Raw genomic sequence first — 12,398 nt, 5'->3', positions numbered from 1 at the left:
CTTGGTGACGATCGCCTGGCGCCCTTGGCGGACAAGCTGGTTAATGGTTGGCATTCATTTTCCTCGGATCGCACCACCAGCACGGGGAACCACCCCCAACAAACTGCTTCGGGCCGCAATCAATAAGTACTACAAAAACTAGAGCCGGCACGCGAGTACCGGCTCACTCAAAGACGCGGGATTATAGGAGCCCCGCGTCAGTCCGTCAAGCCAGCATCAGCCCTCGGCGGGCGTTTCGCTGCTCGATTCGACAACTACTTCGGCATTGCCACCGCTGAGGAAGTCGCTGGCCAGATCCAGACCTGCCGATTGCGCGCGACGCGTGCGGTGGTAGGTCAGACCCGTACCGGCGGGGATCAGGCGGCCGACGATGACGTTTTCCTTCAAGCCGCGCAGCTCGTCGCGCTTGCCCATGATGGCAGCCTCGGTGAGCACGCGGGTCGTTTCCTGGAAGGAAGCGGCCGAGATGAAGGAGTCGGTCGACAGCGATGCCTTGGTGATACCCAGCAGCATGTGTTCGTAAGTCGCCGGCACCTTGCCGTCGGCCACGACGCGGTCGTTCTCGTCCAGCAGCTCGGAGCGTTCGACCTGCTCTTCGCGGATGAACTTGGTGTCGCCCGGATCGGTGACCGAGACGCGACGCAGCATCTGACGCACGATCACTTCGATGTGCTTATCGTTGATCTTCACGCCTTGCAGACGATAGACGTCCTGCACTTCGTCGATGATGTAACGCGCCAGCGCTTCGACGCCCTGCAGACGCAGGATGTCGTGCGGATCGGCCGGACCGTCAACAATCAGTTCGCCGCGCTGGACGATCTGACCATCGTGCACCATGACGTGCTTGTCCTTCGGAATCAGGAACTCATGCACCGTGCCATCGGGCTCGGTGATGACCAGGCGTTGCTTGCCCTTGGTGTCCTTACCGAACGACAGCGCGCCGGTGTATTCGGCCAGCATACCGGCATCCTTCGGCGCACGCGCTTCGAACAGCTCGGCCACGCGCGGCAGACCACCGGTAATGTCACGCGTCTTGGCAGATTCTTGCGGGATACGTGCCAGCACGTCGCCCTTGTGGATCTGCTGACCGTCCTTGACGGTGATCAGCGAGCCGACCTGGAAGGTGATGGTGACCGAGTGATCGGTACCGGGGATCTTCACCTCTTCGCCCAGCTCGTTGAGCAGCTTGACTTGCGGACGCACGCCCTTGGACGGCGAGGTACCGGCACGACGCTTGGCATCGATGACGACCAGGGTCGACAGACCGGTGACTTCGTCGATCTGCTTGGCAACGGTCGAACCTTCTTCGACGTTTTCGAACTTGATCGAACCGTCGTGCTCGGCAACGATGGGGCGCGTGTGCGGATCCCAGGTCGCCAGCTGGGTGCCGGCCTTGACGGTCTTGCCTTCGTCGACCAGCAGGGTCGCGCCGTACGGCAGCTTGTGACGCTCGCGCTCGCGACCGGCATCGTCAGCCACGATGATCTCAGCCGAACGCGCAATGACGATCTTCTCGCCCTTGGCGTTGGTCACGTAACGCATGTTGCCGGCCTGGAAGCGGATCGTACCGGTGGACTTGGCTTCCACCGAACTGGCCACGGCCGAACGCGATGCGGCACCACCGACGTGGAAGGTACGCATGGTCAGCTGGGTACCCGGCTCACCGATCGACTGTGCAGCGATGACGCCGACGGCTTCACCGGCATTGACCAGCTGGCCACGGCCCAGATCGCGGCCATAGCACTTGGCGCACAGACCGTAACGGGTTTCGCAAGTCAGCGGAGTGCGCACGCGCACTTCATCGACGCCCAGGGCATCGATCAGGTCGCAAGCGTCTTCGTCGAGCAAGTCGCCGGCGTAGATCACGGTTTCTTGCGTTTCCGGATTGATGATGTCGTCACCCGTCACGCGGCCGAGGATACGCTCGCGCAGCGGCTCAACCACTTCACCGCCTTCGATCAGCGCCTTCATGACGAAGCCGTTGGAGGTGCCGCAATCGTCTTCGGTCACCACCAGATCCTGCGTCACGTCGACCAGACGACGCGTCAGGTAACCGGAGTTCGCGGTCTTCAGTGCGGTATCGGCCAGGCCCTTACGTGCGCCGTGGGTCGAGATGAAGTACTGCAGAACGTTCAGACCTTCGCGGAAGTTGGTCGTGATCGGCGTTTCGATGATCGAGCCGTCCGGCTTGGCCATCAGGCCGCGCATACCGGCCAGCTGACGGATCTGCGCAGCCGAACCACGGGCGCCCGAGTCCGCCATCATGTAGATGGAGTTGAAGGACTCTTGCTTGACCGTCTTGCCTTCGCGGTCGACCACGTCTTCCACGGAGAGTTGGTCCATCATCGCCTTGGCGACCTGGTCACCGGTGCGGCCCCAGATATCCACAACCTTGTTGTAGCGTTCGCCGTCGGTCACCAGACCGGAAGCGTACTGCTGGGCGATTTCCTTCACCTCAGCTTCGGACGCGCCGATGATGGTTTCCTTGTTCTTCGGCACCAGCATGTCCTTGACGGCGATCGAGATACCGGCGCGCGTTGCCAGACGGAAACCGAATTGCATCAGCTTGTCGGCAAAGATCACCGTTTCGCGCAGACCGCAGCGACGGAACGAGGTGTTGATCAGGCGCGAGATTTCTTTCTTCTTCAGCGCCTTGTCGATCACCGAGAACGGCAGACCGGCGGGCAGGATCTCGGACAGCAGCGAACGGCCAGCGGTCGTGTTGTAACGCGTGATCTTGGGGATGCGCTCGCCGGCTTCGTTGATCTCGACTTCGCGGATACGCACGGCCACCTTGGCGTGCAACGAGATCTGACCCGACTCGTAGGCGCGCTTGACTTCGTTGGTATCCACGAAAGCCATGCCCTCACCCTTGGCATTCACGCCAGCGCGAGTCGCGTAGTACAGACCCAGCACGATATCCTGCGACGGCACGATGATCGGCTCGCCGTTGGCGGGCGACAGCACGTTGTTGGAGGCCAGCATCAGGGTGCGGGCTTCCATCTGCGCTTCGAGCGACAGCGGCACGTGGACGGCCATCTGGTCACCGTCAAAGTCGGCGTTGAAGGCCACGCAGACCAGCGGGTGCAGCTGGATCGCCTTGCCTTCGATCAGCGTCGGTTCAAACGCTTGGATACCCAGGCGGTGCAGCGTCGGTGCGCGGTTGAGCATGACCGGATGTTCGCGGATCACCTCTTCGAGGATGTCCCACACCACCGGCTCTTGCGATTCGACGACCTTCTTGGCTTGCTTGATCGTGGTCGCCAGGCCCATCAGTTCGAGCTTGTTGAACACGAAAGGCTTGAACAGTTCGAGCGCCATCAGCTTGGGCAGACCGCACTGATGCAGCTTGAGCTGCGGGCCCACGGTAATCACCGAACGGCCCGAGTAGTCCACGCGCTTACCGAGCAGGTTCTGACGGAAGCGACCGCCCTTACCCTTGATCATGTCGGCCAGCGATTTGAGCGGACGCTTGTTGGCGCCGGTCATGGCCTTGCCGCGACGACCGTTGTCGAGCAGCGAGTCGACGGCCTCCTGCAGCATGCGCTTTTCGTTGCGCACGATGATTTCAGGCGCCTTGAGCTCCAGCAGACGCTTCAGACGGTTGTTACGGTTGATGACGCGGCGATACAGGTCGTTCAGGTCGGAGGTCGCGAAGCGGCCACCGTCCAGCGGAACCAGCGGACGCAGGTCCGGCGGCAGCACCGGCAGCACTTCCATGATCATCCAGTCGGGCTTGATGCCGGACTGCGTGAAGGCTTCCAGCACCTTGAGGCGCTTGACGATCTTCTTGATCTTGGCTTCCGAACCGGTGGTCGCCAGTTCGCTGCGCAGACGCTCGATTTCGCTGGGCAGGTTGATGCCGCGCAGCAGGCCGCGGATACCTTCGGCGCCCATCAGCGCGACGAACTCGTCACCGAACTCTTCGGTCTTGGCGAGGTAGTCATCTTCGGTCAGCAGCTGGCCCTTGGTCAGCGGCGTCATGCCCGGCTCGACGACGACGAATGCTTCGAAATACAGCACGCGTTCGATGTCGCGCAGGGTCATGTCGAGCACCATGCCCAGACGCGACGGCAGCGACTTCAGGAACCAGATGTGCGCCACCACCGAGGCCAGCTCGATGTGGCCCATGCGCTCGCGACGCACCTTGGAGAGCGTGACTTCAACGCCACACTTCTCGCAGATGACACCACGATGCTTCAGGCGCTTGTACTTGCCGCACAGGCACTCGTAGTCCTTGACCGGGCCAAAGATCTTGGCGCAGAACAGACCGTCACGCTCGGGCTTGAAGGTACGGTAGTTGATGGTTTCCGGCTTCTTGACTTCGCCATACGACCACGAACGGATTTTGTCCGGCGAAGCGAGGCCGATGGTAATGGCATCGAACTCTTCTTCGTTCGGCAGGGTTTGCTTGAACAGATCAGCGAGCAGGCTCTTCATGTATCAGTACTCCAGTCCAGTCAGGGCTCAGTAACGTTCGAGATCGATATCGATAGCGAGCGAGCGGATTTCCTTCACAAGCACATTGAACGACTCCGGCATGCCGGCATCGATCTTGTGCTCGCCCTTGACGATGTTTTCGTAGACCTTGGTACGACCGGTCACGTCATCGGACTTCACCGTCAGCATTTCCTGCAGGGTGTAAGCCGCGCCGTAGGCTTCCAGCGCCCAGACTTCCATTTCACCGAAGCGCTGACCACCGAACTGGGCCTTACCACCCAGCGGTTGTTGCGTCACCAGCGAGTACGGACCCGTCGAACGAGCGTGCATCTTGTCATCGACCAAGTGATGCAGCTTCAGCACATGCTTGTAGCCGACAGTCACCTTGCGCTCGAAGGCTTCGCCGGTACGGCCGTCGCTCAGGGTCACCTGACCGCCGGTATCCATGCCTGCGAGTTTGAGCATGTCTTCGATTTCTTCTTCGGTGGCACCGTCGAACACCGGCGTGGCGAAGGGCACGCCCTTCGACAGATTGCCGGCCAGCTCGATGACTTCCTGATCATCAAGACTGACGATGTCTTCGCTCTTGCCGCTGCCGTTGTAGATCTGGTCGAGGAAACCACGGATTTCCTTGACGTTGGTCTGCGAAGCGAGCATCGCACCGATCTTGTTGCCCAGACCCTTGGCAGCCCAGCCCAGGTGAGTCTCGAGAATCTGACCGATGTTCATCCGCGAAGGCACGCCCAGCGGGTTGAGCACGATGTCGACCGGCGTACCGTTCTCCATGTAGGGCATGTCTTCGACCGGAACAATCTTCGACACCACACCCTTGTTACCGTGACGACCGGCCATCTTGTCACCCGGCTGCAGACGACGCTTCACAGCCAGATAGACCTTGACCATCTTCTGCACGCCCGGGGGCAGCTCGTCGCCTTGCGTGAGCTTCTTCTTCTTCGCTTCGAAAGCGAGGTCGAAGTCCTTGCGGGTCTTTTCCAGACCTTCGCGCAGTTGCTCCAGTTGCACGGCGATGGCGTCGTCGGCCATGCGGATGTCGAACCAGTTGTATTGCTCCAGCTCGGCCAGGTATTCCTTGGTGATCTTGGTGCCCTTGGCGAGCTTCTTCGGACCGCCATTGGCCACTTCACCCCCGATCAGACGCTCGATACGTTCGAAGGTGTCGCGCTCGACGATGCGCATCTGGTCGGCCAGATCGAGACGGTAGCTGCGCAGCATGTCGTCGATGATCTGCTGGGCGCGCTTGTCGCGCTCGATGCCTTCACGCGTGAACACTTGCACGTCGATGACGGTGCCGTTCATGCCCGAGGGCACGCGCAGCGAGGTGTCCTTAACGTCAGACGCCTTTTCACCGAAGATCGCGCGCAGCAGCTTTTCTTCCGGCGTCAGCTGGGTTTCGCCCTTCGGCGTGACCTTGCCGACCAGCACGTCACCGGCTTCGACTTCGGCGCCGATGTAGACGATGCCCGACTCATCCAGACGCGATAGTTGCACTTCGCCCAGCGAAGCGATGTCACGCGTGATGTCCTCAGGGCCCAGCTTGGTGTCACGGGCGACAACCGTCAGCTCTTCGATGTGGATCGAAGTGAAGCGGTCATCGGCCACCACGCGTTCGGAGATCAGGATCGAGTCTTCGAAGTTGTAGCCGTTCCACGGCATGAAGGCCACCAGCATGTTCTGGCCAAGAGCCAGTTCGCCGAGGTCGGTCGAAGCGCCGTCAGCGATGACGTCACCCTTGCCGATGCGGTCACCGATCTTGACGACCGGACGCTGGTTGATATTGGTATTCTGGTTGGAACGCGTGTACTTGATCAGGTTGTAGATGTCGACGCCGACTTCGCCCGGCACCGTTTCATCATCATTCACGCGGATCACGATACGGCCGGCGTCGATGTAGTCGACCTTGCCGCCACGCAGCGCCTGCACCGTCGTACCCGAGTCAACAGCCACGGTGCGCTCGATGCCGGTACCGACCAGCGGCTTTTCCGGACGCAGGCAAGGCACGGCCTGACGTTGCATGTTGGCGCCCATCAGTGCGCGGTTCGCATCGTCGTGCTCCAGGAACGGAATCAGCGAGGCAGCCACCGAGACGATCTGCGAGGGCGAGACGTCCATGTACTGGATCTGCTCAGGGCCGACCAGGGTGAATTCACCCTTGTGACGTGCCGAGACCAGGTCGCCGATCAGCTGGCCAGCGTCATTGACGTCGGCATTGGCCTGGGCGATGACGTACTGACCTTCTTCGATCGCCGACAGGTAGTCGATCTGGTCAGTCACCTGACCATCATTGACCTTGCGGTACGGCGTTTCGAGGAAGCCGTAGGCATTGGTGCGACCGTACACAGCCAGCGAGTTGATCAGACCGATGTTCGGACCTTCCGGCGTTTCGATCGGGCACACACGACCGTAGTGGGTCGGATGCACGTCACGCACTTCGAAGCCGGCACGCTCACGCGTCAGACCGCCCGGGCCAAGGGCCGACACGCGGCGCTTGTGGGTGATTTCCGACAGCGGGTTGGTTTGGTCCATGAACTGCGACAGCTGGGACGAACCGAAGAACTCCTTGATCGCGGCCGAGATCGGCTTGGCGTTGATCAGGTCATGCGGCATCAGGTTGTCGCTCTCGGCCTGACCGAGGCGTTCCTTGACGGCACGCTCGACACGCACCAGACCGGCGCGGAACTGGTTCTCGGCCAGCTCGCCGACCGAACGCACACGGCGGTTGCCGAGGTGATCGATATCGTCGATTTCGCCACGGCCGTTGCGCAGCTCGATGAGCACGCCGATAACGGCCAGGATGTCTTCGTTGGACAGCACGCCCGAACCCGTCTCGTCACGCGGACCGACGGTTTCGTAGAAGCGCTTGAGCCAGTCAGGCGACTTGTCGTCGAACTTTTCCGGATAGGCGCGACGGTTGAACTTCATGCGACCGACGGTCGACAGGTCGTAACGCTCTTCCGAGTAGAACAGGCCGTTGAACAGCGACTCCACCGCATCTTCGGTGGGCGGCTCGCCCGGGCGCATCATGCGATAGATCGCCACACGCGCCTGCCACTGGTCCAGGGTTTCGTCCGAACGCAGGGTCTGCGAGATGTAACCGCCGCGGTCCAGATCGTTGATGTAGAGGGTCTTGAAGCTCTTGACGCCAGCCACCGAGAGCTTGGCCAGCAGCTCTTCGGTCAGCTCGTCATTGGCGCGCGCCAGCACTTCGCCCGTTTCCGGGTCGAGGATGTCGGTGGCCAGCACGCGGCCAACCACGAAGTCTTCCGGCACGACGATGGTGTTGATGCCCGCTGCGACGATCTCACGGATGTGCTTGGCATTGATGCGCTTGTCCTTGGCGACGATCACGTTGCCGCTCGGATCAAGAATGTCGAAACGTGCCACTTCACCGCGCAGGCGGTCAGGCAGCAGTTCGAAGCGCACATCGCTGCCGGCGAATTCGAAATTGTCGAAGTCGTGGAAGGTGGCGAGGATCTGCTCGTGCGTCATGCCGATCGCCTTGAGCAGGATCGTCACCGGCATCTTGCGACGACGGTCAACGCGGAAGAACAGGAAGTCCTTCGGGTCGTACTCGAAGTCCAGCCAGGAACCACGGTAAGGAATGATGCGTGCCGAGAACAGCAGCTTGCCCGAGCTGTGCGTCTTGCCGCGATCGTGCTCGAAGAACACGCCCGGCGAACGGTGCAGCTGGGACACGATGACACGCTCGGTACCATTGATGACGAAGGAGCCGGTGGTCGTCATGAGCGGAATTTCGCCCATGTACACTTCCTGCTCCTTGACTTCCTTGATGGTCTCCTTCGGTGCTTCCTTGTCCATGATGACAAGGCGCACGCGGGCGCGCAGCGGCGAGGCGAAGGTCAGACCACGTTGCTGACATTCCTTCACATCGAAGGCCGGCTCACCGAGAATGAAATGCACAAACTCCAGGCGCGCATTGCCCGAGTGAGAAGAGATCGGGAAGATCGAGGTGAATGCGGCTTGCAAACCCTCGTTCTTGCGCGTCGCCGGCGGCACATCCGCCTGCAGGAAGTTGGTGTAGGACTCCAGCTGGGTAGCCAGCAGGAAAGGGACATTCAGTACGCTCGCACGTTTTGCAAAACTCTTGCGAATGCGTTTTTTCTCGGTGTAGGAGTACGCCATAGATGCTCCGTATCAATTGTCCGACGGGAGAGGACAAAAATCAGGTCTGTCGGTATGACAGGACTGGTTTTTAGCCTCGTGTTTCAACAGTCAACAAACTGCTTCAACAAAGCACAAAAGGGTTGGCAGCCTTGACTGCCAACCCTGAGTCGCAAGGGGCGAGATTACTTGATCTCGACCTTGGCGCCTGCGTCTTCCAGCTGCTTCTTGAGTGCTTCGGCATCGGCCTTGGCAATACCTTCCTTGACAGCCTTCGGTGCGCCATCCACAACGTCCTTGGCTTCCTTGAGGCCCAGGCCGGTTGCAGCACGCACAACCTTGATGACTTCAACCTTCTTGTCACCGGCTGCCAGCAGCATCACGGTGAACTCGGTCTTCTCTTCCACTGCAGCAGCAGCGGCACCGCCGCCAGCAGCCGGAGCAGCCATTGCAGCAGCAGAAACGCCGAACTTCTCTTCAATCGCCTTGACCAGGTCGTTGAGTTCCAGAACGGTCATGCTGTCCAGTGCGGACAGGAATGCGTCTTTATCGAATGCCATTTTGATATCCTGAATTTGAAATTGGTTGCAATAAAATCAAGCTTCGGCTGCGGCTTCGGCCGGAGCCTCTTCCGCTGCAGGACCGGCCTTCTGAGCTGCGACGGCGGCAATTGCGCGTGCGAAGCCAGAGATCGGCGACTGCATGAGGCCCAGCAGTTGCGCCAGCAGCACTTCCTTGGTCGGAACGGAAGCGAGCGCTTGCACGCCAGCCTTGTCCAGCACCTTGCCGCCATAGCTACCTGCTTTGAGGACCAGCTTGTCATTGGTTTTTGCAAAGTCGGCGAGCACCTTTGCCGGAGCCACTGCGTCAGCGCTGATCGAATAGATCAGCGGACCGACGAGGTGATCGGCAAGGCCGGCAAATGCAGTGTCAGCCACTGCACGCCGAGCCAAGGTGTTCTTCAGCACACGCAGGTAAACGCCCTGTTCGCGAGCCTTTGCACGCAGCACGGTGAGGTGTCCCACCTCAATGCCAGCGTACTCGGCGACCACGATCGTTTGAGCGTTCGCAACCTGTGCAGACACCTCGGCCACTACAGCCTTCTTGTCATCTAGATTGAGACTCAAGGTCAGCTCCTTAAATTAAGGGCTTCGCTCCGCTTGCACGAAACGAAAACCCAACAACGGCGACCTCAAATTCAGGGGCTTGTCGCATCATCGATGCAGCAAGCAGGAAACCTGTTTTCGGGTAGCGCCATCTGCGCTGGGCAGTGCTTGCGCACCGATTAAGCAACAGCCGAAACTGTTCCCCCAACGGTCTTTGACAACCCTGCCGGCAAACCTAGTGCAGCTTGCCGACAGGCCCAAAGCCCTGCGGGCATCGGCGTTTGCACGCGATGCCCGACTTGTTGATTACTGCTGTTGAACCGAAGCCGGCTCAACGCGCACGCCTGCACCCATGGTGGAGGTCAGTGCGATCTTGCGCAGGTACACACCCTTGGCTGCGGCCGGCTTGGCCTTGACCAGCGCTTCGATCAGCGCGCCCAGGTTTTGCTGCAGCGAAGCCACTTCGAACGATGCACGACCGATGGTGGCGTGGATGATGCCTGCCTTGTCGGTACGGTACTGAACTTGACCAGCCTTGGCGTTCTTCACGGCCGTGGTCACGTCCATGGTCACCGTGCCCACCTTCGGGTTCGGCATCAGGCCGCGCGGGCCGAGGATCTGACCCAGCGCACCGACCACGCGCATGGCGTCCGGCGTTGCGATGCACAGATCGAAATCGATATTGCCCGCCTTGACTTGTTCAGCCAGGTCGTCGAAACCGACGACATCGGCGCCAGCAGCGCGTGCTTCTTCAGCCTTGGCGCCTTGGCAGAACACCGCCACGCGCACGCTCTTGCCGGTACCGGCAGGCAGCACAACCGAGCCACGCACGATCTGGTCGGACTTCTTGGCATCGACGCCAAGATTGATCGCCACATCGATCGATTCATCGAACTTGGCCGTGGCCAGTTCCTTCACCAGCGACAGTGCTTCAGTCGCGACGTACAGCTTTTCACGGTCAACCTTGCCACGCAGGGCTTGAACGCGCTTCGAGAGCTTTGCCATGATTAGAGGCCCTCCACGGTGATGCCCATGCTGCGGGCCGAACCGGCGATGGTGCGGACAGCCGCTTCCAGATCACCAGCAGTCAAATCTTTCATCTTGGTCTTGGCGATTTCTTCGACCTGGGCACGCGTGATCTTGCCAACCTTGTCGGTGTGCGGCTTGGCCGAACCGGACTTGATGCCAGCAGCCTTCTTGATCAGCACGGTCGCCGGCGGCGTCTTCATGATGAAGGTGAAGGACTTGTCGGCGTAGGCGGTAATCACCACGGGAATCGGCAGACCCGGCTCCAGACCTTGGGTCTGTGCATTGAAAGCCTTACAGAATTCCATGATGTTCAGGCCGCGCTGACCAAGCGCCGGACCGATAGGGGGCGAAGGATTTGCCTTGCCCGCGGGGACTTGCAGCTTTACGTAGCCAACGATCTTCTTTGCCATGACGGCTCCTTGTTGATGAGTAGTAGCGCGCGTTCGCCGAAACTACTGGCGCTCCTCTTTGCCGGAGATGAACAAGCGGGCAGCTCCGGCGCTGCCCTGTGAAATCAGACTTTTTCGACCTGGCCGAATTCGAGCTCGACCGGCGTGGCACGCCCGAAAATCGTCACCGAGACATGCAGACGACTCTTCTCGTAGTTGACGCTTTCGACATTGCCATTGAAATCGGTGAAAGGACCTTCCTTGACGCGAACGTATTCGCCCACTTCGAAGAGCACCTTGGGGCGCGGCTTTTCTACGCCCTCTTGCATCTGGTGCATGATCTTCTCGACTTCCTTTTCGGAAATCGGAGTCGGCTTGGTTCCCGTACCACCGACAAAACCGGTGACTTTGGGCGTGCTCTTCACCAAGTGCCAGGACTCATCGTCCATGTCCATTTCGACCAGCACATAACCGGGGAAGAACTTGCGCTCAGAAACACTCTTCTGACCGCCCTTCATTTCAACCACTTCCTCAACCGGCACGAGGATCTGGCCAAACTTGTCCTGCAGACCCGAACGCGCGACGCGCTCGGTCAACGCACGCTGCACCGACTTCTCGAAGCCGGAATAAGCGTGCACGACATACCAGCGTTTGCCGCTCATGACTTCCACCCGAGGATCACGTTGTACACAAGCGTCTCGACACTTTTGTCGATCACAAACAACACGATGGCCATCACCACCACAAACGCAAAAACCGCCGCAGTCGTCTGCAGGGTTTCCTTGCGATTGGGCCACACAACCTTGCGTGCCTCAGCAATGGCATCACGCGCAAAGCCAGCAAAGCGCTGACCCGGCTCGGTCGTCCAGCCAATTGCGGCACCGGCCACAACACCTGCAATCACGGACAACACGCGCAACACCAGCGCTGCATTGCCGAGAAGGTAAAAACCGGCCAAGCCCGCAATGACCAGCAGGACTGCTACCGCAAACTTGATTTTATCGGCCATCTTTTTGTACAGCCTGCTTGTTAATGGTGGCAGGGGCAGAGGGTCTCGAACCCCCGACCTTCGGTTTTGGAGACCGACGCTCTGCCAATTGAGCTATGCCCCTGCGCTTTAGACTGTAAAGCGCTCGGGAATTTCTCCCCGAGCGCTGCATCACTTCAGAGCCGCTTGCGCAGCCCGCACTACGTATTACTCGATGATCTTGGCAACCACACCTGCGCCGACGGTACGACCGCCTTCACGGATGGCGAAACGCAGACCTTCTTCCATGGCGATCGGCGCGATCAG

Annotated in this window: 9 protein-coding genes and 1 tRNA gene; all 10 read right to left on the bottom strand. The window is 60.1% G+C overall.

The features are described 5' to 3' along the window. Nucleotides 1–216 precede the first annotated feature (216 nt). Complete coding sequence (rpoC, locus tag ABDB84_RS19910) at nucleotides 217–4,440, bottom strand: DNA-directed RNA polymerase subunit beta' (protein ID WP_345921536.1); 4,224 nt, start codon at nucleotides 4,438–4,440, stop codon at nucleotides 217–219. 27 nt (nucleotides 4,441–4,467) lie between these two features. Further along, nucleotides 4,468–8,601 (bottom strand): DNA-directed RNA polymerase subunit beta, encoded by a 4,134-nt coding sequence (gene rpoB / locus ABDB84_RS19905; protein ID WP_345921535.1) that lies wholly within the window; start codon nucleotides 8,599–8,601, stop codon nucleotides 4,468–4,470. A 164-nt stretch (nucleotides 8,602–8,765) separates the two neighbouring features. Continuing rightward, nucleotides 8,766–9,140, bottom strand: a complete 375-nt coding sequence (gene rplL, locus ABDB84_RS19900) for a 50S ribosomal protein L7/L12 (protein WP_345921534.1) — start codon at nucleotides 9,138–9,140, stop codon at nucleotides 8,766–8,768. Nucleotides 9,141–9,176: 36 nt separating this feature from the next. After that, a complete protein-coding gene (rplJ, locus tag ABDB84_RS19895; protein ID WP_345921533.1) occupies nucleotides 9,177–9,707 on the bottom strand; it encodes a 50S ribosomal protein L10 in 531 nt (176 codons plus the stop codon). Between the two features lie 285 nt (nucleotides 9,708–9,992). After that, nucleotides 9,993–10,691: a 50S ribosomal protein L1 gene (gene rplA, locus ABDB84_RS19890; RefSeq protein WP_345921532.1), complete on the bottom strand. Its 699-nt coding sequence runs from the start codon at nucleotides 10,689–10,691 to the stop codon at nucleotides 9,993–9,995. A 2-nt stretch (nucleotides 10,692–10,693) separates the two neighbouring features. Beyond that, complete coding sequence (gene rplK / locus ABDB84_RS19885; protein ID WP_345921531.1) at nucleotides 10,694–11,125, bottom strand: 50S ribosomal protein L11; 432 nt, start codon at nucleotides 11,123–11,125, stop codon at nucleotides 10,694–10,696. A gap of 104 nt (nucleotides 11,126–11,229) precedes the next feature. Beyond that, the gene (gene nusG / locus ABDB84_RS19880; protein ID WP_345921530.1) at nucleotides 11,230–11,766 is read right to left on the bottom strand and encodes a transcription termination/antitermination protein NusG; all 537 of its coding nucleotides are present in this window, start codon (nucleotides 11,764–11,766) and stop codon (nucleotides 11,230–11,232) included. Next, complete coding sequence (gene secE / locus ABDB84_RS19875) at nucleotides 11,763–12,113, bottom strand: preprotein translocase subunit SecE (RefSeq protein ID WP_345921529.1); 351 nt, start codon at nucleotides 12,111–12,113, stop codon at nucleotides 11,763–11,765. Before secE ends, nusG begins: the two co-directional genes overlap by 4 nt. A 27-nt stretch (nucleotides 12,114–12,140) precedes the next feature. Next, nucleotides 12,141–12,216: transfer RNA gene (locus ABDB84_RS19870), tRNA-Trp, on the bottom strand. A gap of 83 nt (nucleotides 12,217–12,299) precedes the next feature. After that, a partial coding sequence (locus ABDB84_RS19865; RefSeq protein WP_080248470.1) for an EF-Tu C-terminal domain-related protein occupies nucleotides 12,300–12,398 on the bottom strand: 99 nt, incomplete at its 5' end.

It is taken from the genome of Uliginosibacterium sediminicola (assembly GCF_039631295.1).
GTDB lineage: Bacteria > Pseudomonadota > Gammaproteobacteria > Burkholderiales > Rhodocyclaceae > Viridibacterium > Viridibacterium sediminicola.
Note: the sequence above shows the minus strand (reverse complement) of the source record. Positions and strands in the feature narration are given on the sequence as shown.